The 26,555-nt window shown below is 72.4% G+C and carries 22 protein-coding genes, 4 tRNA genes and 1 other RNA gene; 18 read left to right on the forward strand and 9 right to left on the reverse strand.

Annotated features, from left to right (window positions below; genetic code table 11):
• Positions 1–51 precede the first annotated feature (51 nt).
• The 7 genes from IEZ05_RS13520 (at position 52) to IEZ05_RS13550 (ending at position 7,550) form a co-directional block, all read left to right on the forward strand.
• Positions 52–2,175: an FtsK/SpoIIIE domain-containing protein gene (locus tag IEZ05_RS13520; RefSeq protein WP_189230300.1), complete on the forward strand. Its 2,124-nt coding sequence runs from the start codon at positions 52–54 to the stop codon at positions 2,173–2,175.
• Between the two features lie 207 nt (positions 2,176–2,382).
• Positions 2,383–2,847, forward strand: a complete 465-nt coding sequence (locus tag IEZ05_RS13525; protein ID WP_189230301.1) for a hypothetical protein — start codon at positions 2,383–2,385, stop codon at positions 2,845–2,847.
• 14 nt (positions 2,848–2,861) lie between these two features.
• Positions 2,862–3,026: a hypothetical protein gene (locus tag IEZ05_RS13530; protein ID WP_189230302.1), complete on the forward strand. Its 165-nt coding sequence runs from the start codon at positions 2,862–2,864 to the stop codon at positions 3,024–3,026.
• Between the two features lie 89 nt (positions 3,027–3,115).
• Positions 3,116–4,027 carry a bifunctional DNA primase/polymerase gene (locus IEZ05_RS13535; RefSeq protein ID WP_229869703.1) on the forward strand — a complete coding sequence of 304 codons (912 nt, stop codon included), beginning with the start codon at positions 3,116–3,118 and terminating at the stop codon, positions 4,025–4,027.
• A gap of 2 nt (positions 4,028–4,029) precedes the next feature.
• Positions 4,030–5,508 carry an ATP-binding protein gene (locus IEZ05_RS13540; protein ID WP_189230364.1) on the forward strand — a complete coding sequence of 493 codons (1,479 nt, stop codon included), beginning with the start codon at positions 4,030–4,032 and terminating at the stop codon, positions 5,506–5,508.
• 448 nt (positions 5,509–5,956) lie between these two features.
• Positions 5,957–6,190 (forward strand): helix-turn-helix domain-containing protein, encoded by a 234-nt coding sequence (locus IEZ05_RS13545; RefSeq protein WP_189230303.1) that lies wholly within the window; start codon positions 5,957–5,959, stop codon positions 6,188–6,190.
• Between the two features lie 79 nt (positions 6,191–6,269).
• Positions 6,270–7,550 carry a tyrosine-type recombinase/integrase gene (locus IEZ05_RS13550; protein ID WP_189230304.1) on the forward strand — a complete coding sequence of 427 codons (1,281 nt, stop codon included), beginning with the start codon at positions 6,270–6,272 and terminating at the stop codon, positions 7,548–7,550.
• 62 nt (positions 7,551–7,612) lie between these two features.
• On the opposite strand, the gene IEZ05_RS13555 is transcribed toward IEZ05_RS13550, so the two are convergent.
• Positions 7,613–7,700 (reverse strand) — tRNA-Ser (locus IEZ05_RS13555).
• 73 nt (positions 7,701–7,773) lie between these two features.
• Here IEZ05_RS13555 and ffs point away from each other — a divergent pair.
• The 6 genes from ffs (at position 7,774) to IEZ05_RS13585 (ending at position 16,504) form a co-directional block, all read left to right on the forward strand.
• Positions 7,774–7,872, forward strand: an RNA gene (gene ffs / locus IEZ05_RS13560) — signal recognition particle sRNA small type.
• A gap of 45 nt (positions 7,873–7,917) precedes the next feature.
• Positions 7,918–10,233 (forward strand): DNA polymerase III subunit gamma and tau, encoded by a 2,316-nt coding sequence (locus IEZ05_RS13565; RefSeq protein ID WP_189230305.1) that lies wholly within the window; start codon positions 7,918–7,920, stop codon positions 10,231–10,233.
• A gap of 131 nt (positions 10,234–10,364) precedes the next feature.
• Complete coding sequence (gene purD, locus IEZ05_RS13570) at positions 10,365–11,642, forward strand: phosphoribosylamine--glycine ligase (protein WP_189230306.1); 1,278 nt, start codon at positions 10,365–10,367, stop codon at positions 11,640–11,642.
• A gap of 279 nt (positions 11,643–11,921) precedes the next feature.
• The gene (locus IEZ05_RS13575) at positions 11,922–13,841 is read left to right on the forward strand and encodes a M48 family metalloprotease (RefSeq protein WP_189230307.1); all 1,920 of its coding nucleotides are present in this window, start codon (positions 11,922–11,924) and stop codon (positions 13,839–13,841) included.
• Between the two features lie 164 nt (positions 13,842–14,005).
• Positions 14,006–15,523, forward strand: coding sequence for a N,N-dimethylformamidase beta subunit family domain-containing protein (locus IEZ05_RS13580; protein WP_189230308.1), 1,518 nt, complete (start codon positions 14,006–14,008; stop codon positions 15,521–15,523).
• An 84-nt stretch (positions 15,524–15,607) separates the two neighbouring features.
• Positions 15,608–16,504 carry a phosphoribosylaminoimidazolesuccinocarboxamide synthase gene (locus IEZ05_RS13585; RefSeq protein ID WP_189230309.1) on the forward strand — a complete coding sequence of 299 codons (897 nt, stop codon included), beginning with the start codon at positions 15,608–15,610 and terminating at the stop codon, positions 16,502–16,504.
• Between the two features lie 50 nt (positions 16,505–16,554).
• On the opposite strand, the gene IEZ05_RS13590 is transcribed toward IEZ05_RS13585, so the two are convergent.
• From IEZ05_RS13590 to IEZ05_RS13625, 8 genes are all read right to left on the reverse strand, one after another.
• A tRNA-Gly gene (locus IEZ05_RS13590) sits at positions 16,555–16,630 on the reverse strand.
• Positions 16,631–16,664: 34 nt separating this feature from the next.
• The gene (locus tag IEZ05_RS13595; protein WP_189230310.1) at positions 16,665–17,279 is read right to left on the reverse strand and encodes a response regulator transcription factor; all 615 of its coding nucleotides are present in this window, start codon (positions 17,277–17,279) and stop codon (positions 16,665–16,667) included.
• Entirely contained in the window at positions 17,276–18,532 is a 1,257-nt protein-coding gene (locus IEZ05_RS13600; protein ID WP_189230311.1) for a sensor histidine kinase, read from the reverse strand. Before IEZ05_RS13600 ends, IEZ05_RS13595 begins: the two co-directional genes overlap by 4 nt.
• A 44-nt stretch (positions 18,533–18,576) precedes the next feature.
• The gene (locus IEZ05_RS13605) at positions 18,577–19,392 is read right to left on the reverse strand and encodes an ABC transporter permease (protein ID WP_189230312.1); all 816 of its coding nucleotides are present in this window, start codon (positions 19,390–19,392) and stop codon (positions 18,577–18,579) included.
• The gene (locus IEZ05_RS13610; protein WP_189230313.1) at positions 19,389–20,351 is read right to left on the reverse strand and encodes an ABC transporter ATP-binding protein; all 963 of its coding nucleotides are present in this window, start codon (positions 20,349–20,351) and stop codon (positions 19,389–19,391) included. Before IEZ05_RS13610 ends, IEZ05_RS13605 begins: the two co-directional genes overlap by 4 nt.
• A gap of 148 nt (positions 20,352–20,499) precedes the next feature.
• Positions 20,500–20,572: transfer RNA gene (locus tag IEZ05_RS13615), tRNA-Gly, on the reverse strand.
• Between the two features lie 80 nt (positions 20,573–20,652).
• Positions 20,653–20,724: transfer RNA gene (locus tag IEZ05_RS13620), tRNA-Gly, on the reverse strand.
• A gap of 174 nt (positions 20,725–20,898) precedes the next feature.
• A complete protein-coding gene (locus IEZ05_RS13625; RefSeq protein WP_055421997.1) occupies positions 20,899–21,216 on the reverse strand; it encodes a histone-like nucleoid-structuring protein Lsr2 in 318 nt (105 codons plus the stop codon).
• Between the two features lie 340 nt (positions 21,217–21,556).
• On the opposite strand from IEZ05_RS13625, the gene purS reads away from it, so the two are divergent.
• From purS to IEZ05_RS13650, 5 genes are all read left to right on the forward strand, one after another.
• Positions 21,557–21,829 (forward strand): phosphoribosylformylglycinamidine synthase subunit PurS, encoded by a 273-nt coding sequence (purS, locus tag IEZ05_RS13630; protein WP_161165708.1) that lies wholly within the window; start codon positions 21,557–21,559, stop codon positions 21,827–21,829.
• Positions 21,826–22,506 carry a phosphoribosylformylglycinamidine synthase subunit PurQ gene (purQ, locus tag IEZ05_RS13635; protein ID WP_077800307.1) on the forward strand — a complete coding sequence of 227 codons (681 nt, stop codon included), beginning with the start codon at positions 21,826–21,828 and terminating at the stop codon, positions 22,504–22,506. The genes purS and purQ overlap by 4 nt, the downstream gene beginning before the upstream one ends.
• Positions 22,503–24,761, forward strand: a complete 2,259-nt coding sequence (gene purL / locus IEZ05_RS13640) for a phosphoribosylformylglycinamidine synthase subunit PurL (protein WP_189230314.1) — start codon at positions 22,503–22,505, stop codon at positions 24,759–24,761. The genes purQ and purL overlap by 4 nt, the downstream gene beginning before the upstream one ends.
• Before the next feature lie 133 nt (positions 24,762–24,894).
• Positions 24,895–25,692 carry a maleylpyruvate isomerase family mycothiol-dependent enzyme gene (locus tag IEZ05_RS13645; RefSeq protein WP_189230315.1) on the forward strand — a complete coding sequence of 266 codons (798 nt, stop codon included), beginning with the start codon at positions 24,895–24,897 and terminating at the stop codon, positions 25,690–25,692.
• Positions 25,693–25,728: 36 nt separating this feature from the next.
• A complete protein-coding gene (locus tag IEZ05_RS13650) occupies positions 25,729–26,517 on the forward strand; it encodes an META domain-containing protein (RefSeq protein ID WP_189230316.1) in 789 nt (262 codons plus the stop codon).
• Positions 26,518–26,555 lie beyond the last annotated feature (38 nt).

The following is a 26,555-nucleotide window of genomic DNA, read 5'->3' on the forward strand; positions in this document are numbered from 1 at the left end:
CGGCTTCCCCTTGCTCCCGCCCCTGTCGGGGCAGTCAGGAGAACTCCCAGCATGTCTGAGAACGTCGTTCACCTCCACAAGCCCACCGACCCCCCGACCCCCGACACGGCCCCCACGGTGCTCACGGTCGTGCCCGACGCGCCGCCCCCGCGGCCAGTGCCGCTGTGGGTCCGCTCCGGCCGCGCCGTGAAGAGCGCTGCCACGCACGAGCGGACGAAGACGGTCGTCCGGGCCACGGCCCGGCACGGCCTCTACACCGTCAACGGCGGGCGGATCGTGGCCCGTCGCGCGTGGGACGGCCGGACCGGCGCCCGCTACGAGCGGATGATCCGCGCGGCAGAGGCGGCGGGGAATCTGGAGGCGGCCGAGGAGTGGGAGGAGCGGCTGACGCGCTTCCGCGCCGCCCGCCACCACCGCCGCATGGACCTGCTGCACTCCCCGGTCGACGCGGCCAAGGGCGTCGCCGTCGGCGCCGGCATGAGCGTCGGCGTGCTGGTCGCCCTCGGCATCGTGATGGCCATCAACACGGGCCAGGCCGGGGACGTCATCACGCCGCTGTCGGCGACGATCGACTTCATCGCCCTGCTCATCCGCATCGTGCAGATCGTCTGGGGGCCGCTGATCTCGATCGGCCCGTTCCTCGCGCTGCTGGCCCTGTGGGGCGTCGGCCGGCACCAGCAGGCTGCACCCAACTGGGCGCTGCCGGCGAACGTGCGCAACGGCGAGGGGGAGCCGATCACGCCGTCCATCGTGGTCAAGGCCCTGCGCGACCTCGGAGTACCGGCGCTGCGCAACGCCATCAAGGAGATGGGCGACGCCGGCGCCTCGATGCTCGGGCCGATCCGGATCGCCGGATGCGGCGTGGAAGTCGACGTGACCCTTCCTTCCGGGGTGTCGACCGATGAGGTGCAGAAGCGGCGCAAGAAGCTCGCGGAGAACCTGACCCGCCACGAGCACGAGGTGTTCATCACCATCCCGCAGGCCGCGCGGACGGTGCGGCTGTGGATCGCCGACTCCGGTGCGCTGGACGAGCCGATCGGCCCGTCCCCGCTGGTCACCGACGAGACGCTGACCGCCGACTACGCCAAGGGCAAGGCGCCGTGGGGGCAGGACCTGCGCGGCGACGCCGCCGCACTCAGTCTGTACCAGCGGCACCTGTTGATCACGGGTCTGTCTAACCAGGGCAAGACGGCCGCGCTGCGGGCGCTGGCCCTGTGGGCCTGCCTGGACCGCCGGGTGGAATTCCGGATCGCCGACCTCAAGGGCGCCGGCGACTGGGCCATGTTCGACGGCCTCGCCACCGTCCTCATCCAGGGCCCGGCCGATGAGCAGGTGATCGAGGCCACCGAGATGGTGGAGGGTCTGGTGGATGAGATGAACCGCCGGATCGAGATCCGCCGGACCGACCCGCAGGCGGTATTCGCCCCGCTGATCGGGATCGTGGACGAAGCGCAGGTGGCGTTCATGTGCCCGGTCAAGGACGAAGAGGGCCGCCCTTACGGCGGGTCCAAGGCCGTCTCCCGCTACTTCATGGCGGTGCGCAAGGTCCACAACCAGGGCCGGGTGGTCGACGTGCTGCTGTGGGAGGGCACGCAGGACCCCACCGACCAGAACCTTCCCAAGCTGGTCCGCGAGGGCGCCCACACCCGCGCCGCCCTCGCCCTGGGCACCGAATCGCAGGCTGAGATGGCACTCGGGGCCAAGGCCGTCAAGGCCGGCGCCGCGCCGCACCTGCTGCGCCAGGGACTGGACAAGGGCACCCTCGTCGTCGCGTCGGACGGCATCGACATCCCGGCCGGCCAGCCGTCCATCACCGTGCGCACGCACTACATCGATGACGAGCAGGCCACCGCCATCACCGACCGGGCCAAGGCCCTGCGCGGCAGCGTCGCCACCGTGCACGCCATCGACCGCGGCGAGGAACGCGACCCGCTCGCCGACATCGCCACCGTCATCGGCAACGACGCCCGGGTGCGCACACAGGAGGTCATCACCCGACTCGCTGCGCTCAACGCGGACGCCTACGCCAGCTGGTCGTTCATCGACCTCAAGCGCGTCCTGGACGCCGCCGGCGCTGAGCCCTACAAGTCCGACGGTCGCATGGTCGTCGGCCGCGACCGCGTCGCCCGGGCCCTCGCCGACCGCGACGCGAACGGTTCCGCTTCCGCCGAATGACGGCAGGGAGCCGACCGCCCCCGGGGCAGGGAGGCAGGGAGAACTCCCTGACTGCCTCCCTGCCCCCCCTCCCTGACCCTGACCTGCGCAAATGATCGTTCAGGGAGCCAGGGAGGCACGCAGGTCAGACCCCCGAAACACCCCTTCACAGCACCCCCGACAGGGGGTGCCTCTGCCTCCCTGACCAACTGCCGGAAGGGATTCCGCATGCACCCCGACAACCCCCGCCCCGTGCCCGCACAGCGGGCCGTGGAAGTCCACCACCCGACCCCGCTGCCGCCCGCCACCGTCGCCCCGGCCCCGCCCGTGGCGGTGCAACCCGGCAGCGTTCCGGCGGTGGCGAGCATCGTCCTGCCCGACGGCCGCGTCGTCACCGGCTACGCCATCAACCACGCCCACCCCGAGCCGGCCGCCGCGGAGCCGGCCGTCTCGCGGACGGCGGTGAACGTCGCCCTTGGGGGCGTCGGGTTCCTCGCGGTGTGCGGCGGGCTGCTGCTGCTCACCTCGTTCATCGCCGCGCTTACCGCGTTCATCACCCAACTGATCACCCTTGCGGCCGTGATCTTCGGCGGATGGATCGCCGTGCAGCTCTTCAGCGCGAGCGGCCACCAGGGCGGCACGACCGTGAACATCCGCAAGGCCACGTTCAAGCGCAATCACTTCCACGGCTGACAGGAGAACCCCGCGTGTTCGACGACGAGTACTGCGACGAGTGCGGCGACTACGGATGCCCCGGTCACGAGATGTGCGACGAGTGCTCGGGCGACATCTGCAACGAGTGCGGCGGCTGTGACTGCTCCGACTCGCCCTGCCCCGGCTACATCGCCCACTACACCGGCACCGACCTCTAGCTACGCCAAGGGCGGCCCCCTCTTCCGCCAAGAACACGGGGCCGCCCTTGCCAACCAGCACCCCTTCGAGGAACTGGAGATACCCCAGCATGACGCAACCCACCGTCATCCGGCGAGTGCCGGACATCCTCCCCTCGCCCGCGGGAGGCAGCGCGAGCGCGACACCGCCGCCCCTGCGCACCGCGCTGAGCCTCGCCGCGGCCGGCGTCCCGGTGCTGCCCCTGCGCCAGGGCAAAGTGCCGTTCGGCAACTGCCCCGCGTGCACGGGCAACGCGTGCGGCGGCCGGCCGAACATGAAGACCCCGGGCCCGTGCCGCTGCCCCGGCGTCTGCCACGCGTGGGCTGCCGCCACCACCGACCCTGCCGTCATCGTCTCGCCCGCGTGGGCGGCGGCGTGGCGGCGGGCGGTATGCGTGGGCTACCACCCCGGCGGCGCCGGGCTGACCGTGGTCGACCTGGACGACGCGGACGCCATCGCCTGGGCCCGCACCGCCCTGCCCGCCACGCGGACCGTGCCGACGACGCGCGGCCAGCACTGGATCTACCGGGGCGCCATGCGCTCCGTGAACGCGGTGCGCCCCGGCGTCGACATCAAGTCGACCATGGCCTACGCCCGCTACCTCGGCCCCGGCACCGGCACCATGGCCGACCTGCCGGACGCCGTGCGCGCGCTGGCCGTCAAGGAGCCCTCCCCGGCCCGCCCGGCGCCGAAGGCCGTCACCGTGCCCACCGGTGCCGGGGGCGGGGAGTGCCCTCACCGCACGCCCGCCTACCTGGACCGTGGCCTCGCCATGGCGGAGCAGCGCATCACCGAGGCGTCCAGCGGAGTCCACGCGACCGTGTACCGGACGTTCCTGGCCGTGTTGTCCACGCATGGCCGGTGCGGCTGCCTCACAGACGCCCACGTCGCCCGTCTGTTCGCCGCCGCGCAGGGCAAGGGCGAGACGGCCCGGCACTGCACGGACGCGTGGACCAACGCCCGCATCACGTTGGGGCTGTGACCATGTCCGAGGACGAGAAGACTCCCGCCCGCGAGATCATCACCGACTACGCGCAATCCCACTTCCGGTACTTCCGCACCGCGGATGGGACCGTGTACGCGCAGCGCAACGGCCACCCTGTGGCCCGCCCGATCCGCTCGCAGGGCACGACGGGAAGCCATCGGCAGGAACTCATGGTCGGACTGTTCAGGGACGGCATCGGCGTGTTCAACGGCACCGCGATGAAGGAAGCGCTCGACCTGATCGAAGCGTTGGCGCTGACCGAGGACGTGCAGCCCGTGCACATCCGCGTCGCCCCCGGCTACGACGGGGCGACGTGGCTGGACCTGGGACGGGCCGACGGGCAGTCCGTGCGTATCCACCCCACGGGCTGGGACATTCGCACCCCGGACCCGCGGGAAGTCTGCTGGCGGCGTACCCAGCTCACGGGGGAGCTGCCGTTGCCGGTCAAGGACACCGACGGCAAGGGCATCGATCTGCTGATGCGGCTATGCAACTTCGCCACCGCGGAGACCGAGTGCCTGGCCATCGCCTGGCTCATCGGCTGCCTCGCACCGTCGGTGCCCGTTCCGGCCCCGTTCCTCACCGGCCCGCAGGGCGCCGGCAAGTCCACCGGCGGCCGGATGCTCGTGCGGATCATCGAGGGCATGACCGGGGACCTGCGCCGGGCCCCGAAGGATGAGGAGAACCTGATCACGGCGGTGGCGGCCGGATGGGTCACCGCCCTGGACAACCTCTCCCACATGACCCCGGAACTGTCCGATGCGATGTGCTGCATCGTCACCGGGGCCGAGAACGTCAAGCGGGCCCTGTTCACCGACGGTGATGTCTTCCGCATCGGCTACCGCCGCCCCCTGCTCCTGACCGGCATCGACGTCGGCGTGATCCGGCCCGACCTCGCCGAACGGCTCCTGCCGCTGCGGCTGGAGAGGCCCAAGGTGCGGCGCACCGAGGCGGAACTGTGGTCCGACTTCGCCGAGGTGCTGCCCGTCATCCTCGGCTCGCTCCTGGACCTGACCGTGCAGGTGCGGGCGGCGCAGGCGGACATCCCGACCGACCTGCGCATGGCGGACTTCGCGCACCTGTGCGCGCAGCTCGACGCGGCCACCGGTCTGGGGGCGCTGGCCGCCTACCGGGCCAGCCTGGACGACCTCAACGACGACGTCATCGAGGGCGACCTGCTGGCACAGACCGTGCTCAAACACGCCGCCACCGTTGAGCCGGGCACCGAGCAGCGGATGACATCTGCCGAATGGCTGCACTGCCTCACCGGCCTCTACACGGGCGAGGACTTCCGCCCCCTCCCCAAGGGGTGGCCGACCACCGGCAAGGTGCTCTCCGACCGGCTCAAGCGCCTACAGCCCACCCTCGCCGCCCGGGGCGTCCTCATCGACTGGGGACGCACCAACACGTCCCGGTACATCGAGATCGCGCGGCCGGCCGCCGCGGCGCCCCCGTCCGAACAGGAAGCAGCCTTCTGACCGCGCGGCACCACGCCCGCCCGAACAGCAAGAAGAGCACCCGGGCCCGCGTGCTCCTCTTGCTGTTCGGCGGCGGCGCCGCCCTGCAAAGGTCGCGCCGCGAAGCGGCTCCTTCTTCACGTCCTGAGCCGCGCACCACAACAGACAGCACCCTCTCTTTGTCCGAAGTAGAGAGACGCTGCGTCACCTGCGTCACCCGCACCCCGAGAACGGCCGGTGACCTGCCCAAAGACGGGTGACGCAGACCGCCGATTCCTGCGTCACCCCGCGTCACCTGCGTCACCCGATGACGGATGCCCGCATCACCGGTGACGCACCCCCACAGTCCTACGTCACCGCAAAACCGCAGGTCAAAGCGGTGAATGACGCAGATGACGCAGGTGACGCAGAAATCCGAACCTCGGACACACGCGAACTCCCGACGGACAGTTCCAGAGGAGACCGTTCCATGAGCATCGCCCCCGTGGACATCGCTCCACCCGCTGAGGCTGGCGCCCTGGCCCCCGTGCTGTTGACCGTCGAAGAGGCTGCCCGCTGCCTCCGCATCGGCCGCACCACCTGCTACGCCCTCATCCGCACCGGAGAACTGGAGTCCCTGACCATCGGCGGACTCCGACGCGTCCCCGCCGACGCCCCGGCCGCCTACCTCGCCCGCCGCCGCGCCGAACAGCGCGCCGCCTGATCTCGCCATCCCGGAGCGCCGCCCAGCATGTAGGCGGGGCTCCGGTCTGTCTACCTCGTACCGACCGGAGGAACTGCCAATGGCAGAGGAGAAAAAGCGCACACGCCGAGCCAACGGTGAGTCGGCCATCTACCTGGGCAAGGACGGACGCTGGCACGCCCGTGTGCCCATGGGCTACAAGGACGACGGAACGCCCTATCGCCGACACCTGACGCGCCCCACACGCAAAGAACTGGTGGACGAGGTCCGGCGCCTGGAGAAGCAGCGCGATGAAGGGTCCGCGCGCCAGCCCGGCAAGCCGTGGACGGTGGCGAAGTGGCTTGAGCACTGGGTCGAGAACATCGCTAAGCCGGTTGTGAGCGAGAACACGTACGCCGGTTACGAGGTGGCGGTGCGGGTGCACCTGGTGCCGGGCATTGGCCGGCACCGCATCGATCGCCTGGAGCCCGAACACCTGGAGAGCCTGTACCGCCGGATGCAGAGCGCTGGCAGCAAGGCGGGTACCGCACACCAGGCTCATCGGACGGCTCGTACGGCACTGGGCGAAGCGGTCCGGCGCGGTCACGCGGCGAAGAATGCTGCCGCGTTGGCGAAGCCTCCCCGGCTGGAAGAAGACGAGACGGAGGTGGAGCCTTACTCGGTCGATGAGGTGCAGAGTCTCTTGCTCGAAGTGAACAAGCGCCGCAACAGTGCCCGCTGGATGCTGGCCCTGGCGCTCGGTCTGCGGCAGGGCGAGACGCTCGGTCTGCGATGGTCCGACGTGGATCTGGACAACGAGTACCTGAAGCTGCGCCGGAACCGGCTGCGGCCGAAGTACGAGCACGGGTGCGGCGAGGCTGCGCCTTGCGGGCGGAAGGCTGGCTACTGCCCGGCCCGGGTGCAGGTGCGACGCGAGACGAAGAACACGAAATCGCGGGCCGGCCGCCGCGCCGTGCCCCTCCCGGGCCCACTGGTCGTGATGCTCCGCTCCCACAGGGAGGCGCAGGCCCGGGAGCGCGCGACAGCTGGGAGCCTGTGGACCGAGTCCGAGTACGTGTTCACCAAGCCGTTGGGCGGCCCGCTCAGCCCGAACACCGACTACCACGACTGGAAGCGGCTGCTGGAAGACGCCGGCGTCCGGAACGGTCGGCTGCACGACGCCCGGCACACCGCGGGCACCGTCCTGATGCTGCTCGGAGTCCCGGATCGGGTCATCGACCAGATCATGGGATGGGAGCCGGGCGGTGCGGCCCGGATGCGGGCGCGGTACCTGCACGTGACCGATCCCATGCTCAAGGAAGCGGCCCGGAAGATCGAGCGTGCCATCTGGGGAGCCCCCGAAAACCTCGCTGTGGACAAAGACCAGGACAACGAGGCGTAGGGACTACGTCGAAGGGCCCCCTGTTTCCAGGGGGCCCTTCGACGTAGTGCCCGGTGAGGCACTGGCGGAGGATACGAGATTCGAACTCGTGAGGGGTTGCCCCCAACACGCTTTCCAAGCGTGCGCCCTAGGCCTCTAGGCGAATCCTCCGCGGCAAACATTACATGACGTCGGAGAGTGCTTGCGAACTCGTTCTCGGGGCCCCGGATCGGGTAACGTGTGGCGCAGCCCCTCACGCGGCGCTATCTGACTGAACTCCCCCAGGGCCGGAAGGCAGCAAGGGTAGGTCGGCTCTGGCGGGTGCGTGGGGGGCGCTTGCGTTCGCGGGGCGGTCCGGTTGTCGGTGGGCGCCTATAACCTCGTATGCGTGTCGTCTCTCGCGCTCTACCGCCGTTACCGCCCGGAGTCCTTTGCCGAGGTCATCGGGCAGGGGCATGTCACCGACCCGCTGCAGCAGGCGCTGCGGAACAACCGGGTCAACCACGCGTACCTGTTCAGCGGTCCGCGCGGGTGCGGCAAGACGACCAGCGCGCGCATCCTGGCGCGGTGCCTGAACTGCGAGCAGGGCCCCACGCCGACGCCGTGCGGCGAGTGCCAGTCCTGCCGCGACCTGGCGAGGAACGGGCCGGGTTCGATCGACGTCATCGAGATCGACGCCGCCTCGCACGGTGGTGTGGACGACGCCCGTGACCTGCGAGAGAAGGCGTTCTTCGGGCCCGCCCACAGCCGGTACAAGATCTACATCATCGACGAGGCCCACATGGTCTCCCCGCAGGGCTTCAACGCCCTGCTGAAGGTCGTCGAGGAGCCCCCGGAGCATCTGAAGTTCATCTTCGCGACCACCGAGCCCGAGAAGGTCATCGGGACCATCCGGTCGCGGACCCATCACTACCCGTTCCGGCTCGTGCCGCCCGGCACCCTGCGCGACTATCTCGCCGAGGTGTGCGGCAAGGAGGACATCCCCGTCGAGGACGGCGTGCTGCCGCTGGTGGTGCGGGCGGGCGCCGGTTCCGTGCGGGACTCCATGTCCGTCATGGACCAGCTCCTCGCCGGCGCCGGACCCGACGGTGTGACGTACGACATGACGACGTCCCTCCTCGGCTACACGGACGGCTCGCTGCTCGACTCCGTCGTCGAGGCGTTCGCCTCGGGTGAGGGGTCGGCCGCCTTCGAGGTCGTGGACCGGGTGATCGAGGGCGGCAACGACCCGCGGCGCTTCGTCACCGACCTGCTGGAGCGGCTCCGCGACCTCGTCATCCTCGCCGCCGTGCCCGACGCCGCGGAGAAGGGGCTCATCGACGCCCCCGCCGACGTCATCGAGCGGATGCAGGCCCAGGCGCGGTCCTTCGGCGCGGCCGAGCTGAGCCGCGCCGCCGACCTCGTCAACGAGGGCCTGACCGAGATGCGCGGCGCCCACTCGCCCCGTCTCCAGCTGGAGCTGATCTGCGCGCGCGTGCTGCTGCCAGCCGCGTACGGCGACGAGCGGTCGGTGATGGCCCGGCTGGACCGGATCGAGCGCGGGGTGCAGTTCTCGGCGGGTGCCGGGGCGCCCGCCATGGGGTACGTGCCCGGGCCCGAGGCGCATGCCGGTGCCGCCGGTGCGGTGAGCCCCGCGGCTGCCGCGCCCGTTCCGCCGGGCGGCGGTCCGGCCGCGGCCCGGGCGGCGGTCCGTGGGCCGGGTGCCGGGGAGGGTGCGCCCTCGGTGCCGGGCGCCGGCCCCGCTCCTGCGCCCGCACCAGTGCCCACGCCCGCTCCCGCACCCACGCCCGCTCCCGCACCCACGCCCGCTCCCGCGGCCGGCCCCGGTGTCGTCGGTGGCGGAGGCGGACAGTCCCCGGCACCCACCGCGCCCGCGCCCGGCGCCTGGCCCACCGCGGCTCCGGCGGGCGGCGGGCGGCGGCCCGGAGGATGGCCCACGGCAGCGCCGGCGGGCGGCGGACAGCCCCAGGCGCCGGCCGCCCCGGCCCAGGCTCCGCCCGCGGCGTCCGCCCCGGCCCCGGCGCCGTCCGCCGCCCCGGCGCAGGCTGCCCCGGCGCAGGCTCCCAGCGGCGGCCCCGACCCGCGCTCGCTCTGGCCCAACATCCTGGAGGCGGTCAAGAACCGCCGCCGGTTCACCTGGATCCTGCTCAGCCAGAACGCCCAGGTGACCGGCTTCGACGGCACGACCCTCCAGATCGGCTTCGTCAACGCCGGAGCCCGCGACAACTTCCTGAGCAGCGGCAGCGAGGACGTGCTGCGGCAGGCCCTCGCCGAGCAGTTCAACGTGCAGTGGAAGGTCGACGCGGTCGTCGACCCCTCCGGCGGCTCGGCGCCCCCGCCCTCCGCCGGCCCGTCCGGCGGTCACGGCGGCGGTGGCTTCGGCGGCCCCGGCGGTGGCTACGGGGGGCCGGCCGGCGGCGCGCCCGCGCAGCGTCCGGCGGCGCCGGCACCCGTCGGCCCGTCGTCCCAGGGCGCCGGGCCGTCCGCGGCGTCCCCCGCGCACGGCCCGGCGGCACAGGCGTCCGCCCCGGCGGCCGACCCCGCTCCCCGGCCCGCGGCCCCCGAGCCGCCGCCCCCGGTCTCCCCGGAGGACGACATCCCGGAGGACGACGACCCCGACCTCGACGAATCGGCGCTCTCCGGCAAGGACCTGCTCGTACGGGAGCTGGGGGCGACGGTGGTGGAGGAGATCGCGCACGAGTAGGCGCCGCCCGCCGCCCCTGCGCCGGGGGCCGACGCACCCGGCCGTACTGGAGGAACGCACAAGCGCTCTCCGCCCGCCCCTTCGGAAGCCCGCACAAACCGGCCGAGCCCGTGCCCATTAGGCTGGCCCCCGTGAAGGTCCTTGTCATCGGCGGCGGCGCCCGCGAACACGCCCTGTGCCGTTCCCTGTCCCTCGACCCCGACGTCACCGCGCTGCACTGCGCCCCCGGCAACGCCGGTATCGCCGAGGTCGCCGAACTGCACCAGGTCGACGCCCTCGACGGCGCGGCCGTGACGGCGCTGGCCACCGAGCTCGGCGCCGACCTGGTCGTGGTCGGGCCCGAGGCGCCCCTCGTCGCCGGGGTCGCCGACGCCGTGCGCGAGGCGGGCATCCCGGTCTTCGGCCCCTCCGGGGAGGCCGCCCGGCTCGAGGGCTCCAAGGCCTTCGCGAAGGACGTGATGGCCGGCGCCGGGGTACCCACGGCCCGTTCGTACGTCTGCACCACCCCGGCCGAGGTCGACGCGGCCCTCGGCGCCTTCGGCGCCCCGTACGTCGTCAAGGACGACGGGCTCGCCGCCGGCAAGGGCGTCGTCGTCACCGACGACATCGAGGCGGCCCGGGCGCACGCGAACGCCTGCGAGCGCGTGGTCATCGAGGAGTACCTCGACGGCCCCGAGGTGTCCCTCTTCGCCGTCACCGACGGCGAGAACGTGCGCCCGCTCCAGCCCGCCCAGGACTTCAAGCGCGCCCTCGACGGCGACGAGGGCCCGAACACCGGCGGCATGGGCGCGTACTCGCCGCTGCCGTGGGCCGACCCCAAGCTCGTCGACGAGGTCGTGGAGAGCGTGCTCCAGCCGACCGTCGACGAGATGCGCCGCCGCGGCACCCCGTTCTCCGGTCTGCTGTACGCCGGTCTCGCGATCACCTCGCGCGGCGTCCGCGTGATCGAGTTCAACGCCCGCTTCGGCGACCCCGAGACCCAGGTCGTGCTGGCTCGCCTCCAGACCCCGCTCGCCGGTCTGCTGATGGCCGCCGCCACCGGCAACCTCGCCGACCTCGAGCCCCTGCGCTGGAGCGAGGACGCGGCCGTCACCGTGGTCGTCGCCTCCCACAACTACCCCGGCACCCCGCGCACCGGCGACCCGATCACCGGCCTCGACGAGGTGGCCGCCGAGGACGCCCCGCACGCCTACGTCCTGCACGCCGGCACCAAGCGCGAGGGCGACGCCGTCGTCAGCGCCGGCGGTCGCGTCCTGTCCGTCACGGCCACGGGCGCGCACCTCACCGAGGCCCGCGACCGTGCCTACCGGGCCGTCGCCCGCATCGGCCTCGACGGTTCCCAGCACCGTACGGACATCGCGGCCAAGGCCGCGGCGGACGCGGCGACGGAGGGCACGACGGGGGCCTGACCGCCCCGGGGAGCGCCCGCTCCGACAGGCCCCGGCTCCGTCTCAGGAGCCGGGGCCTGATCCTTGCTGTCCGTCATCCACCTTTCCCCAAAGCCATTCCATCGAGTGACCGATGCGCCATACGGCTGACGGGCGCGAAGGCCCCAACTAGGGTGCCGCGCAAGCGTTCCGGCACTTGGCCCACCGGCATTGCGATGTCAGTGGCGGGTGCCACAGTGGGGGAGTGAGCAACAGCGGGAGCGCGGTCCCAGGGCGGCAAGGAGGGGGTGAGGTCCGGTCATGACCGGTATCGGTGGAGTGGAGATGGGCGCGCAGGCCGCGCGCTCCCGGGCGCTGGCCGTGCTGCGCATCCGCAGCCGGGCGCTGGCCGTGGCCCTGCTGCCCGCTGCCGCCGCCGTGATCCTGCTCGTGGGCGGTTCCACCGGCCTCCTCGTGGGCGCGGGCTGGGACGCCGCCCGCTGGACCGTGTCCGCGCTCGCGCTCCTCGTCCTGGTGGCCGCCGCGGGGGTCGCCCTGGTCGTCGCCCGGGCCCGGCCCGCCATGACCCCGACGGTCCCGGTCGCCGAGGAGTCGGCGCCGGACCTCTACCGGCTGGTGCGCGACCTCGCCGACCGGCTCGAGGTGCCCGCCCCGTCCGCGATAGCGCTCACGCCGGACTGCGACAGCTGGCTGGAGGACCGCACCCACCCCGCCCACGGCCCGCCGCCCGAGGAGCGGCACGACGAGGTGGCCGGTTCGGGCGGATCCGCCCACCGCCGCGGTCCCGCCGCGCCCGTCCTCGTCATCGGCTCGCCCTTCCTGTGGTGGATGCGCGTGGGCGAGCTGCGCGCGGTCCTCGCCCCGGTCGTCGCCGGCACGGGACCGTCGGCGCACCCCGACATAGCCGCCGCCCGGCGCTTCATACGCGGCCTGGACGCCGCGGTGGCGGTGGCCACGGCGCGGGACCGCTGCCTGTTGTCCCGTACGGTGTGCGCCGGCCTCGGCCAGGTGTCCCGGCTGCTGCTGCGCGGTTGCCGCGTCCACGCCGCCGAGATGGAGCGGGGGGTCGCGGCGGCCGCCGCCGAGCGCGCCCAGGCCGTGGACTACGGGCTGCGGATCGTCGCCCAGGAGCAGGTCGGGCTGGCGTACGCGGGCTGGGACCGGCTGCTGACCCGGGTGGCGCTGCCCGCCTGGCGGATGGGCCGCTGGCCCGCCCGGCTGGACGTGGGCGTCGTCGCGGCGCTGACGGAGCTGTCCCGCCGCGACCGCCTGGCCGAGGGCTTCGCCTCACGCCTGGGCGAGCGTCCCGCCTGCGACCTGCTGGAGGAGCCCGGGCTGATCGACGAGTCGGTCTCCCTGCTCGCCGCGCGCCTCTTCCACGGGGGACCGGCGGAGACCGGTCCGGACTGGGCGCCGGTGGGCTGGGACGAGTATCCGGAGGAGGTCGTCGACCGGACCTGGCGCGCGGACGCGGCCCGCCTCCACCGCGTCCTCGACACCCTGGGCGTCCGCCGCACCGCCGAGGACACCGCTCCGGGCGCCGACGGCCCCACCCTGGCCCGCGTCCTGGACCATCTCACGGACCGCCCCGCCCCGACGACGCCCGGCCCGCCGGCAGACCGTGACGGACACGAGGCCGGCACCCGGCCCGAGGCGGAGACGGGAGCCCGCACGGAGACCGGTGACGGCACCGGCACCCCTGCCGAGACCGTGTCAGACGTTCACACCCCCACGCCCCCCGCCGACCACCACCAGCCCCCCGCGCCCGGCACCCCGGCCCCCGGCGACGACGATGACGACCTCGCCGACACCACCCCCCGGGGCGCCGCGCTGGCCGCCGGGCTCAGCGCGCAGCTGGCCCGCGAGGGGGCCGGGGCCCCGTCCCCCGCGTCCGGAGCGACCACGGCACAGGCAGGCCCCGACAGCGCCCTCTGGGACGACCGCGCGCTGCCCCTCCTCCCGCTCCAGCCCCCGCGCACCGGCCGCGAGGTCCTCACCGACCACATCACGGCGATGGTGTGCTGCGCCGCGATGGACACCGCGGGAGCCGCTCCCGGTCTCGACTGGCTCGACGGCCCGTCCCTCCTGGTCAACGGCGTCCGCGCCGCGGACCTGGCCCCCCGCGTCCGCAGCCTCGTCGAGACCGGCGACCCGGCCCCCCTGCGCGCCTGGCTGACCGAGCTCGGCATACGCGCGGAGAAGCCGGTACGCCTGGTCTGAGGCTGCGACTCCCGGAACCGGACCCTTGAAATCCACTTTCGGTCACTTCGCAACGAACAGTGACAGCACGCGCGCTAAATGTGATGTGCTGGGACCGATCGCGCACATGGCAAAGGCGTTCGTCATACGCACGACCACGGGGGCACGAGGGAGGGGGCAGTCCCATGGGGCCCGAGCACATCCGCCGCTGGGAGTCGGGAGCACTCGCGCACGCCGTCACGGATCCCTTCGGCCAGGGACCCGTCCCCTGGCTGCGCGGCGGTGAGACCTACTTCAGCGACACCGGTCAGGTCGTCCCCTGGTACGTGGACCCGGACCCCGACCTGGACCCGGCCGGGACCGGATCGCGGACCGGGACGGGCCGGCGGGGCCCCGAGCGGCGCTCCACCACCGGCGGTCCCCGCGCCGCCGACGACGTCCGCCGCCAGATCAAGGGCTTCACCGCCACCGGAGCCGCCGCCCCCGGCGAGGCCATCGACTTCCACATCACCGTCGACCCGCCGCAGGAGTTCAGCGTCGACGTCTACCGGATCGGCCACTACGGGGGAGACGGCGCCGCCAAGATCACCACCAGCCCCCGCCTGTCCGGCATCGTCCAGCCCCCGCCGCTCACCGCCGACCGCACGGTCTCCTGCCACCACTGGTGGCTGTCCTGGCGGCTGCAGATCCCGTCGTACTGGAACATCGGCGCGTACGTCGCCGTCCTCACCACCGCCGACGGCTACCGCTCGCACGTCCCCTTCACGGTCCGCCACGACCACCCGGCCGACCTCCTGCTGCTCCTGCCGGACATCACCTGGCAGGCGTACAACCTCTACCCGGAGGACGGCCGCACGGGTGCCAGCCTCTACCACGCCTGGGACGAGGAGGGCCGGCTGCTCGGCGAGGCGGACGCCGCGACGACCGTCTCCTTCGACCGCCCCTACGCGGGCGCCGGCCTGCCCCTGCACGTCGGCCACGCCTACGACTTCATCCGCTTCGCCGAGCGCTACGGCTACGACATCGCCTACGCCGACGCCCGCGACCTGCACTCCGGCCGCGTCGACCCGACCCGCTACCGGGGCCTGGTCTTCCCCGGCCACGACGAGTACTGGTCCGCGGCCATGCGCCGCACCACCGAGCTGGCCCGCGAGCACGGCACGTCCCTGGTCTTCCTCTCCGCCAACACCATGTACTGGCAGGTGGAGCTGGCCCCCTCCCCCTCCGGCGTCCCCGACCGCCTGCTCACCTGCCGCAAGCGCCAGGGCCCCGGCCGGCCCGTGCTGTGGCGGGAGATCGACCGCGCCGAGCAGCAGCTGCTCGGCATCCAGTACGCCGGGCGCGTCCCCGAACCGCACCCGATGATCGTCCGCAACGCCGGCCACTGGCTCTGGGAGGCCACCGGCGCCCAGGAGGGCGACGAGATCGAGGACCTGGTCGCCGGCGAGGCCGACCGCTACTTCCCGCGCACCCCGCTCCCCGAGCACGACGAGCGCGTTCTGCTCGCCCACTCCCCGTACACCGACGTCCACGGCGCCCGGCGCCACCAGGAGACGTCCCTGTACCGGGCGCCGTCCGGCGCCTGGGTCTTCGCGTCCGGGACGTTCGCCTGGTCCCCGGCCCTGGACCGCCCCGGCCACGTCGACCCGCGGGTGCAGCGGGCCACCGCCAACCTCCTGGACCGCATCTGCAAACGCGACTGACCAGGTCCGCGGCCACCCCGCACGGAGATCGGTCGCCGCATACGGGAGAATCGACGTACTTGGACAGAACCACGGGGAGGAACCGTGTCCGGATTCGTCGAAAAGCCCGAGCCGCTTGAGGTTCCGGGTCTGGTGCATCTGCACACCGGCAAGGTGCGCGACCTGTACCAGAACGAGGCGGGCGACCTCGTGATGGTCGCCAGCGACCGCATGTCCGCCTACGACTGGGTGCTGCCCACCGAGATCCCCGACAAGGGACGGGTGCTCACCCAGCTCTCCCTGTGGTGGTTCGACCAGCTCGCCGACCTGGTCCCGGGGCACGTCCTGAGCACCGCGCTGCCCGAGGGCGCCCCCGCCGACTGGCAGGGCCGCACCCTGGTCTGCAAGTCGCTGCGGATGGTCCCCGTGGAGTGCGTGGCCCGCGGCTACCTCACCGGCTCGGGCCTGGCCGAGTACAACGAGACCCGTACGGTCTGCGGCCTCGCCCTCCCCGAGGGCCTTGTCGACGGCTCGGAGCTGCCCGCCCCGATCTTCACCCCGGCCACCAAGGCCGAGGTCGGCGAGCACGACGAGAACGTCTCCTACGAGGAGGTCGCCCGCCAGACCGGCGCGGACACCGCGGCCCGCCTGCGCCAGGCCACCCTGGCCGTCTACTCCCGCGCCCGGGACATCGCCCGCGAGCGGGGGATCATCCTGGCCGACACCAAGTTCGAGTTCGGCTTCGAGGGCGACGAGCTCATCCTCGCCGACGAGGTCCTCACCCCGGACTCCTCCCGCTTCTGGCCCGCCGACCAGTGGCAGCCGGGTCGCGCGCAGGCGTCGTACGACAAGCAGTTCGTGCGGGACTGGCTGACCTCGGCGGAGTCCGGCTGGGACCGGAAGAGCGAGCAGCCCCCGCCGGCGCTGCCGCAGCAGGTCGTGGACGCGACCCGCGCCAAGTACGTCGAGGCCTACGAGCGCCTGACGGGCGTGCGCTGGTAGGACGCGGAGACACGAAGAAGCCCCCGGCCTGGACCGGGGGCTTCCTCATGTGGAGCGAACGACGAGGTTCGAACTCGCGACCTCAACCTTGGCAAGGTTGCGCTCTACCAACTGAGCTACGTTCGCCTGCGCCGCGGGCTTCGCCGTGGTGCGTGAGCCACTATACCCAACCCCGCTCCCGTGCGAGCCGCACTGCCGCGTGCCGGTTCTCCGCGCCGAGCTTCGTGGCGGCCGACGACAGGTAGTTCCGCACGGTCCCCTCGGCGAGCGCGGCCCGCTCGGCGATCTCCGCGACGGGCGCCCCGTCGGCCGCGTGCTCCAGCACCTCGGCCTCCCGCGCGGTCAGCGGCGAGTCCCCGGCGGAGATCGCGTCCGCGGCCAACTCCGGGTCGACGTAGCGGTTTCCGGCATGGACGGTGCGGATCAGCTCGGCGAGCCGCTGGGCGCTGACCGTCTTGGGGACGAACCCGCGCACACCCGCCGCGAGCGCCCGCTTCAGATGCCCGGGCCGTCCGTGGCCGGTCACGATCAGCACCCGGCAGCCGGGCAGCTCGGTGCGCAGCGATGTGGCGACCTTCACACCGTCCGCACCGGGCATCTGGAGATCCAGTACGGCCACGTCCGGTGCGTGCGCCCGCGCCATCGCCAGGGCCTCCGGGCCGGTGGCCGCCTCGGCGACCACCATGAGGTCGTCCTCCAGGGAGAGCAGGGCGGCCAGCGCGCCGCGGATCAGGTGTTCGTCGTCGGCGAGCAGAACGCGCACGGGGTCCGTCACGACGCGACCTCCAGCACGGTGCCGGCGGCCAGGGGCAGCGGCACCTCGGCCGTGAGCCGGAACACGCCGTTGCCGACGGGCCCGGCCTCCAGCGTGCCGTCCACGGCGGACAGCCGCTCCCGCAACCCGGCGAGTCCGGAGCCGGCAGCGCCGCCCGGGGCACCGGGGGAACCCGTCCCGGGCGCCTCCGTCACTCCGTCGTTCTCCACCGTCAGCACCACACGCCCCTCCGACATCCGCACCACCACGGCACATGTCCCCGCGTCCCCGTGCCGCAGCACGTTCGTGGTCGCCTCCCGCACCACCCAGCCGAGCGCCGACTGCACCCCGGCGGGCAGCCCGGCCGTGTCGCCCCGTACCTCGCAGTCGATCCCGGCCGCCCCCAGCACGCCCCGGGCACCGGCGAGTTCGGCCTCCAGGTCGGCCTCCCGGTAGCCGCGGACGACGTCGCGGACCTCCCGCTGCGACTCCTGTGCGATGCGCTGCACCTCGATCATCTGCTCCACCGCCTCGGGCCGTCCGCGCCGGGACAGCTGTACGGCCAGCTCGCTCTTGAGCGCGATCACGGCCAGGTTCCGTCCCATCACGTCGTGCAGGTCGCGGCCGAACCGCAGCCGTTCCTCGGCGACGGCGAGCCGGGCCCGCGTCTCCCTGGCCTCGTCGAGCGTGTAGACCGCGTTGAGCAGCCAGACGGAGAAGATCGAGGTGAAGGCGAGGAATCCGCCGCCCAGCAGCACGAGGCAGGCCACCACGAGGGAGGCGAGGCTCGGCATGCCCAGCGGGAAGGACACGACGCCGGCGCCGAATGCGAAGCCGCTGACGACGGCGACCACCCGGCGCCGGTTGTGCACGCCGAGCGTGATCATGCCGGCGCCGAAGCACAGCACACCCCCGAAGATCCCCCACGCCGCGGAGTCCACGTCCGGGCCGCCCGGTCCGCGCTCGGCGAGACCGATCGCGCCGACGGCGATCGTCGCGGTGAGCGCGGCGAGCGCCCACAGCAGCCGGACGGGCTGCGCACGCCGGCCGCGCGTCCAGTCCAGTGCCCGCGACGCGACCAGCATGCAGAGCGCGGCGTGCACGACGATCAGCAGGCACAGCACGGTCGCGAGCCGCGGCCCGACCTCGCGGAAGTTCGACACCCCCAGCGCGAGGACCTCGATGAGCCCGAAGAAGTGGAACGACCACCGTGTGTACGTCTCCACCTTCGCCGGTGTGCTCTTCCGCCGCCACCAGTGCTGTGGCCTGCGCATGTCCCCGCTCAACCCGCCCTCCCCGGTCCCGGCCCGCCCGGCCGTCAGCGTCGCGGTTCCCAGCGGAACCACCGCCGTACAGCAAACACCGCGACCACCGTCCAGGCCACCGCCGTGGCGAGCGCGCCCAGGGCCTCGAACGCCGACAGGTCGCCGGTCCAGCCGCCGCGCACCAGGGTGACGACGGGCGTCAGCGGCAGCAGCTCGCAGACGGAGGCCAGCCGGTCGGGCATCAGCTCCAGCGGAACGACCATGCCGGAGGCGATCATCGAGACGATCATCAGCGGCATCGGCGTGACCTGCGCGCTCTCGCCGGTCCGGGTGAAGCCCGCGGTGACCGCCGCGAGACAGGCGCACATGACGAGGCCCAGCAACACGCCGGCGACGGCCAGATGCGGGGCGGGCGGCGCGGGCAGGTCCAGCAGGACCGCGCAGCCCGCCGTCAGCAGCAGGCACTGCGCGAACCCGATGACGGTGGCCGGCAGCGCGGCGCCGCCCAGGATCTCGGCGTCCCGCAGCTCGCCGGTGCGCAGCCGCTTGAGGACGAGTTCCTCGCGCCGGACGACGAAGACGCCGACGAGGGCCGAGTAGACGGCGAACAGCAGGGAGAAGCCGATCGCGGCGGGCAGGACGACGGTGCCCACCGTCAGCCCGGCCCCGGCGAGGTCCATCTCCTTGGCCGCCGACCGCACGCTGAGCGGCAGCACCAGCGGCACGAACAGGGCGGCGACCAGTGTGCCCCTGCTCCGTCCCAGCAGCGTCAGTTCGGCGCGGGCGAGCGCGGTCATCCGGCCCAGCGGGGTGGTGCCGGCGGCCGTGCCGGTCCGCGCGGTGCGTTCCTCGGTACCGGTGCCGCTCATGCCGCGTACTCCTTCGTCGCCGTGGTTCCCGCGGACGCGTCCTTCGCGATCCGCAGGAACGCCTCCTCCAGGGACGCGGACCGTACGTCCAGCCCGCGCAGTTCCACGCCGGCCCGTTCGGCCCACACCAGCAGCGCGGTGGCCGCCCGCTGCAGCTCCCGGGTGCGCAGCCGGACGACCCGGCCGTCGACCCGGTGGTCGCTCACGCCCAGCTCGCCGAGCGGCGGCAGGTCGCCCACGAAGTAGCCGTCGGGCAGCTCGAAGGAGATCCGGGAGGGCTGGGTGGCGGTCACCTCGGCCGGGGTCCCGGTGGCGGCGATGCGGCCCTCGTGCAGGATCGCGAGCCGGTCGGCGAGGTCCTCGGCCTCCTCCAGGTAGTGCGTGGTCAGCAGCACCGTCGTCCCCCCGTCGCGCAGCGAGCGCACCAACTCCCAGGTGTCGCGGCGGCCTTCGGCGTCCAGTCCGGTGGTGGGCTCGTCGAGGAAGAGCACCTCGGGCTCGCCGAGCAGTGCGAGCGCCAGGTCCAGGCGGCGCCGCTCACCGCCGGAGAGCTGTTTGACGCGGGTGCCCCTCTTGTCCGCCAGTCCGACCAGTGCCAGCACCTCCGCCTCGGGCCGGGCCCCGCTCACACAGCCCGCCCACATCCGCGCGGTCTCGGCGACGGTCAGCTCGGACGGGAAGCCGCCCTCCTGCAGCATGACCCCGGTGCGGGGACGTACGGCGGCCCGCTCGGTGTACGGGTCGTGCCCGAGGACGCGCACCCGGCCGCCGGCCGGGGCGGCGAGGCCCTCGAGGAGTTCGACCGTCGAGGTCTTGCCGGCTCCGTTGGTGCCCAGCAGCGCGAAGATCTCGCCGCGGCGCACGGAGAAGTCGATCCCGCGCACCGCCTCGAACCCGCCCCCGTACACACGTCGCAGGTCGGTGACCTCAATCACGTGTTCGTGTCCGTTTGCTTGCATGCTCCAAGCATCCCGGGGCGGCGGGCCGCGCGGCAGTGCGGGCCGTCATCGCTCGGCATGACAAATGTCAGACGCCGGTCCGGTCCCTCGCGCCATCCCGGGCACACGAAAAGACCCCGGTCCGTGGAGGACCGGGGTCTGATTCCCGAGCGGACGACGAGGCTCGAACTCGCGACCTCAACCTTGGCAAGGTTGCGCTCTACCAACTGAGCTACGTCCGCATTGCCCCCGACCGGCGTTCACCGATCGGTGCGAGCACCAGCCTACCTGATCCAATCGAGTGGCCGGTACGGCGATGCAGAGCGGGTGACAGGAATTGCACACTGCGCCTTCCCCCTGGAAGGGGGATGTTCTACTACTGAACTACACCCGCATGTTCCGTGAGCTGGGCCTTTCGGCCTCGCCCCTCGGCGTGCTCCAGACTTTAGCTGATCACCCGGGGTGCTGCGCAAGTCGGTGGCCGCGAGGGGCGGCTGAGCGGCCGTCGGCGTTCCCGCGCCGGAGTGCCGGCCGCCGGACCGTCGGGGTGGCCGCCGGGCGGGACCGCTCACTGCGCCTCGGCGAACGCCTCGTAGACCTTCTTCGGGATCCGGCCGCGCGCGGGCACGTCCATCTTGTTGGCCTGGGCCCAGGCCCGGACAGCCGCCGGATCGGGGGCGACCTCCGTCTGCCGGTACGCCTTGCCGGACCGCGACCGCTTCCGGCCCGCCGACACGTAGGGCTCGAGAGCCTTGCGCAGTTTCCGGGCATTGGCTTCGTTCAGGTCGATCTCGTACATCCGGCCGTCGACTCCGAAGGCGATCGTCTCCGCCGCTTCCGAGCCGTCGATGTCGTCAAAGAGAGTGACCACGACACGCTGCGCCACGAATATCGGTCCCTTCGTGCGGCATCTCCGCGATGACGTGCCAGGACACCGCGATGATGCCGACTGTTCGCCTGTAATTGGGCAAAGTATCGGCTAATGACATTTCATTTGTACAGTGCCCGGCATTGCAATGGGAAGCCCGACTAAATCTCTCCGCGTGTCTGCCGCGCAATAGGCATCCGTGGTGGATCCGGGATCTTTCCCGAAGCTTTTCGTGCGGGTCCCCTCCCGATGCCGAATCGTGACAGGGGTCACGTAGTTTCCTCCAAGGCTACGCGCGTAGAAATTTTGTACGGGTAGTCTGAAGGGACCTGCTCAGCACCACACACCGGGAGTGCCAGTGGCACGCGTCGTAGTCGACGTCATGCTCAAGCCGGAGATCCTCGACCCCCAGGGCCAGGCGGTGCAGCGCGCACTGCCGCGACTGGGTTTCGAAGGGATCTCGGACGTCCGCCAGGGAAAGCGTTTCGAACTGGAAGTTGACGGGCCGGTCGACGAGGCCGCCCTCGCCCGCATCCATGATCTTGCGGAATCCTTCCTCGCCAACACCGTGATCGAGGACTTCACCGTCAAGGTCGAGTCCGAGGATGTAGTCGCGGAGGCTGTGAAGTGACCGCTCGTATTGGCGTCGTCACTTTCCCCGGCAGCCTCGACGACCGGGACACGCAGCGCGCGATCCGCGTGGCCGGCGCCGAACCCGTGGCGCTCTGGCACAAGGACAAGGACCTCAAGCAGGTCGACGCCGTGGTGCTCTGCGGCGGTTTCTCTTACGGCGACTATCTGCGCGCCGGCGCCATCGCGCGCTTCTCGCCGGTGATGGACACGGTCATCGACCAGGCGAAGGCCGGTCTCCCGGTGCTCGGCATCTGCAACGGCTTCCAGATCCTCACGGAGGCCCACCTGCTGCCCGGCGGGATGCTCGGCAACGACCACCTACACTTCATCTGCCGTGACCAGAAGCTGCGCGTGGAGAACGCGGACACCTCCTGGACCAGCGACTACAGCGCCGGCCAGGAGATCCACATCCCGTTGAAGAACATGGACGGGCGTTACGTGGCCGACCGGCGGACGCTGGACGAGCTGGAGGCGGAGGGCCGCGTGGCGTTCCGCTACGTCGACTTCAACCCGAACGGCTCGCTCAACGACATCGCCGGCATCACCAACGCGGCGGGCAACGTCGTCGGCCTGATGCCGCACCCCGAGCACGCCGTCGAGCCGCTGATCGGCACCGGCCGCACCGACGGCCTCCCGTTCTTCACCTCGATCCTCAAGAAGCTGGTCAACGCATGAGCCGGACGCCTCTGGACACGGTCGAGCACGCGGCCGCGACCCCCGACGTCGAGCTGCCCTGGGCCGAACTGGGCCTGAAGAAGGACGAGTACGAGAGGGTCGTGGAGATCCTCGGCCGTCGGCCCACCGGTGCCGAACTCGCCATGTACTCGGTGATGTGGTCCGAGCACTGCTCGTACAAGTCCTCCAAGGTCCACCTCCGCCAGTTCGGCGAGAAGGCCCCGCAGAACGACGCGATGCTCGTCGGCATCGGCGAGAACGCCGGTGTGGTCGACGTCGGCCAGGGCTACGCGGTCACCTTCAAGGTCGAGTCGCACAACCACCCGTCGTACGTGGAGCCCTACCAGGGCGCGGCCACGGGTGTCGGCGGCATCGTCCGCGACATCATCGCCATGGGCGCCCGCCCGGTCGCCGTGGTGGACCCCCTGCGCTTCGGCGCCGCGGACCACCCGGACACCAAGCGCGTGCTGCCCGGCGTGGTCGCCGGCATCGGCGGCTACGGCAACTGCCTGGGCCTGCCCAACATCGGCGGCGAGGTCGTCTTCGACGCCTGCTACCAGGGCAACCCGCTGGTCAACGCCGGTGCCATCGGCGTCATGCGGCACGAGGACATCCACCTCGCCAAGGCGTCCGGCGCGGGCAACAAGGTCATCCTCTACGGTGCCCGCACCGGCGGCGACGGCATCGGCGGCGCCTCGATCCTGGCCTCGGAGACCTTCGACGACGCCAAGCCGTCGAAGCGCCCGGCGGTGCAGGTCGGCGACCCCTTCCAGGAGAAGCTCCTCATCGAGTGCACCCTGGAGGCCTTCAAGGAGAAGCTCGTCGTCGGCATCCAGGACCTGGGCGCCGCGGGCCTGTCCTGCGCGACCAGCGAGCTGGCGTCGAACGGCTCCGGCGGCATGCGCATCACGCTGGACGACGTCCCGCTGCGCGACTCCACGCTCTCGCCCGAGGAGATCCTCATGAGCGAGTCGCAGGAGCGCATGTGCGCGGTCGTCGAGCCGGAGAAGGTCGACCGCTTCCTCGAGATCTGCGACAAGTGGGACGTCATCGCCACCGTCATCGGTGAGGTGACCGACGGCGACCGTCTGGAGATCTTCTGGCACGGCGGCAAGATCGTCGACGTCGACCCGCGCACGGTCGCCCACGACGGCCCGGTCTACGAGCGCCCCTACGCCCGCCCGGAGTGGCAGGACGCGCTCCAGGCCGACGACGCGGGCAAGCTGCCCCGGCCGCAGACCGGTGAGGAGCTGAAGGACCAGGTCCTGAAGCTGGTGTCCTCCCCCAACCAGGCGTCCAAGCAGTGGATCACCCAGCAGTACGACCACTTCGTGCAGGGCAACACCGTCCTCGCCCAGCCCGAGGACTCGGGCATGATCCGCGTGGACGAGGAGAGCGGCCTCGGCGTCGCGATCGCCACGGACGGCAACGGCCGGTACGCCAAGCTCGACCCGTACACGGGCGCGCAGCTGGCCCTGGCGGAGGCGTACCGCAACGTCGCCACCACCGGTGCGAAGCCCCTCGCGGTCTCCGACTGCCTGAACTTCGGCTCGCCGGAGGACCCGGCGGTCATGTGGCAGTTCGCGGAGGCCGTGCGCGGCCTGGCCGACGGCTGTCTCCAGCTCGGCACCCCGGTGACCGGCGGCAACGTCTCGCTCTACAACCAGACGGGCGAGGCGGCCATCCACCCGACGCCGGTCGTCGCGGTCCTCGGCGTCATCGACGACGTGGCCCGCCGCACGCCGGTCGCCTTCCAGGAGGACGGCCAGCTGCTGTACCTCCTCGGCGACACGCGTGAGGAGTTCGGCGGCTCGGCCTGGTCCCAGGTGATCCACGACCACCTCGGCGGCCTGCCCCCGAAGGTCGACCTGGAGCGCGAGCGGCTGCTCGGCGAGATCCTGATCTCCGCCTCCCGCGACGGCATGATCGACTCCGCGCACGACCTGTCCGACGGCGGTCTGATCCAGGCGGTCGTCGAGTCGGCGCTGCTCGGCGGCAAGGGCGCGCGTCTGGTCGTTCCCGACGGCCTGGACGCCTTCACCTTCCTGTTCTCGGAGTCGGCGGGCCGCGCGGTCGTCGCCGTCCCGCGTTCGGAGGAGCTCCGCTTCAACGACATGTGCGGCGCGCGCGGCCTGCCCGCCACCCGCATCGGTGTCGTGGACGGGGACACGGTGGAGGTCCAGGGCGAGTTCGCCCTGCCCCTGGCCGAGCTCCGTGAGGCCCACGAGGGCACCATCCCGGCGCTGCTGGCGTAACCGCCGGCACACGGCAACGGCGAGGCCCCGCCCGGATCCGTCCGGGCGGGGCCTCGCCGTTGCCTCCCGCTCCGGGTCACGGACCCGGTATTTCCCGGGAGCGCGGCCTCCCGCGCCCACTAGGCTCACCGCCATGCCGCCCGCCAGGAAACGCGCCCGCACCTACGACCCCGCCCGCACCCGTGCCGCCGTGTTCGCCCAGTTCGGGCACGTACGCGCGGCCGTGCGCACCCTCACGCCCGAGCAGCTCGCGCTGCCGACGCGGCTGGGGGACTGGACCGTACGGGAACTGGTGGCGCACATCGGGATGGCCCTGACCGCCCTGCACCGCGCCGTGGACCGGCCCGCCCCGCCCCGGCAGGACGTCCAGGTCGTCGAGTGGCCCTTCGCCACCGCAGGCAACTCCGCCGCGATCGCCGATTTCACCAGGAGGCTCGCCGCGGACCATCCCGACCTCGACGCCCACCTCGCCCGCATCGAGGAGCGCCTGCGCGCGCTGCTCGCAGAGCACCCCGGCAGCCGGCTCCTGGAGACCAACGCGGGCGCGCTGCCGCTGGACGACTACCTCGTCACCCGCACCGTAGAACTCGTCGTGCACGCCGACGACCTCAACGCCGCCGTGCCCGGCCTCGGCATCCCGTACGACCGGCAGGCCCTGGCCGCGGCGACCCGGTTGCTCGCCGACGCGCTCGCCGTGAAGGCGCCCGGCGGGTCGACGGAGGTGCGGGTGCCGCCGTACGCCGTCGTGCAGTGCGTCGAGGGCCCCCGGCACACCCGCGGCACCCCGCCCAACGTCGTCGAGACCGACCCGCTGACCTGGGTCCGGCTCGCGGCCGGACGGCTGACCTGGCAGGACGCCGTGGCGGAGGCCAAGGTGAGCGCGAGCGGCGAGCGGGCCGACCTCGCAGGGCTGCTGCCGCTGCTGAGCTGAGGGGAACCAGACCCTCCGCGCCTCCGTCGAATCGGCATGTACAGGCAGAAGCAGCAGCGCAGCATGACCCTGACCATGGCAGTCGTCGCCGTGCTCGTCCCGCTCGCGGCGGCCTGCGGCAGCGAGAAGGCCGACGGCGGCAGCGGCTCCGTGGGCGCGGACCGGCCGTTCACCGGCGTGAGGTGGAGCATCGACAGCGTCACCGTCGACGGCACCACCCACCGGGCGCCGGACACGGCACGGGTCCGGATCGACGACAGCGGTGAGGCGGCGGGCAGCACCGGCTGCAACACCTTCACCGCCCGCGCCGACGTCGACGGCGAGCGCGTCCGGCTCAGGGACGCCGCGTTCACCGAGATGGCCTGCGAGAAGACGCCCCAGGACTTCGAGAAGTCCCTCGGCCGCGTCCTCACCGACGGCCCCCTCACCGCCGACACGGCGAGCGACCGACTGACCCTCACCACCCCCGCCGGCGACACCGTACGGCTGAGCAGGCCCGAGGACGCGTCCCTGTACGGCACGACCTGGACCGTCACGGCACCCGGCGGGCAGGGCCGCGCCCACCTCACCTTCGACCAGGAGGCGGGCACCGTATCCGGCCGCCTTCCCTGCAACCACGTCAACGCCCGGGCCACCGTCCGCGACGGACATATCACCCTGGGCGCTCCGGCCACCACCCGAATGATGTGCGAAGGCTCACTCATGAACGCCGAGAAGCAGATGCTCCGCTTCTTCGAGGGCCGGGTCGACTACCGGATCGATCACGAAACCCTGACGCTGACCAGCGAAGACGGCACCGTCGTCCGCGCCGTGGCCGACGAGTGATCCGCAGGTGAGCCGGGATCCCCAATTCGGACCAGTGG

Source organism: Streptomyces flaveolus (assembly GCF_014648815.1).
GTDB classification, from domain to species: domain Bacteria; phylum Actinomycetota; class Actinomycetes; order Streptomycetales; family Streptomycetaceae; genus Streptomyces; species Streptomyces flaveolus.

What these genes read in the sequence shown, in the direction of transcription:
- IEZ05_RS13520 (WP_189230300.1), top strand. Translation starts at nt 52, where the DNA reads ATGTCTGAGAACGTCGTTCACCTCCACAAGCCCACCGACCCCCCGACC.
- IEZ05_RS13525 (WP_189230301.1), top strand. Translation starts at nt 2,383, where the DNA reads ATGCACCCCGACAACCCCCGCCCCGTGCCCGCACAGCGGGCCGTGGAA.
- IEZ05_RS13535 (WP_229869703.1), top strand. Translation starts at nt 3,116, where the DNA reads ATGACGCAACCCACCGTCATCCGGCGAGTGCCGGACATCCTCCCCTCG.
- IEZ05_RS13540 (WP_189230364.1), top strand. Translation starts at nt 4,030, where the DNA reads ATGTCCGAGGACGAGAAGACTCCCGCCCGCGAGATCATCACCGACTAC.
- IEZ05_RS13545 (WP_189230303.1), top strand. Translation starts at nt 5,957, where the DNA reads ATGAGCATCGCCCCCGTGGACATCGCTCCACCCGCTGAGGCTGGCGCC.
- IEZ05_RS13550 (WP_189230304.1), top strand. Translation starts at nt 6,270, where the DNA reads ATGGCAGAGGAGAAAAAGCGCACACGCCGAGCCAACGGTGAGTCGGCC.
- IEZ05_RS13575 (WP_189230307.1), top strand. Translation starts at nt 11,922, where the DNA reads ATGACCGGTATCGGTGGAGTGGAGATGGGCGCGCAGGCCGCGCGCTCC.
- IEZ05_RS13580 (WP_189230308.1), top strand. Translation starts at nt 14,006, where the DNA reads ATGGGGCCCGAGCACATCCGCCGCTGGGAGTCGGGAGCACTCGCGCAC.
- IEZ05_RS13600 (WP_189230311.1), bottom strand. Translation starts at nt 18,532, where the DNA reads ATGCGCAGGCCACAGCACTGGTGGCGGCGGAAGAGCACACCGGCGAAG.
- IEZ05_RS13605 (WP_189230312.1), bottom strand. Translation starts at nt 19,392, where the DNA reads ATGAGCGGCACCGGTACCGAGGAACGCACCGCGCGGACCGGCACGGCC.
- IEZ05_RS13610 (WP_189230313.1), bottom strand. Translation starts at nt 20,351, where the DNA reads ATGCAAGCAAACGGACACGAACACGTGATTGAGGTCACCGACCTGCGA.
- purL (WP_189230314.1), top strand. Translation starts at nt 22,503, where the DNA reads ATGAGCCGGACGCCTCTGGACACGGTCGAGCACGCGGCCGCGACCCCC.
- IEZ05_RS13645 (WP_189230315.1), top strand. Translation starts at nt 24,895, where the DNA reads ATGCCGCCCGCCAGGAAACGCGCCCGCACCTACGACCCCGCCCGCACC.
- IEZ05_RS13650 (WP_189230316.1), top strand. Translation starts at nt 25,729, where the DNA reads ATGTACAGGCAGAAGCAGCAGCGCAGCATGACCCTGACCATGGCAGTC.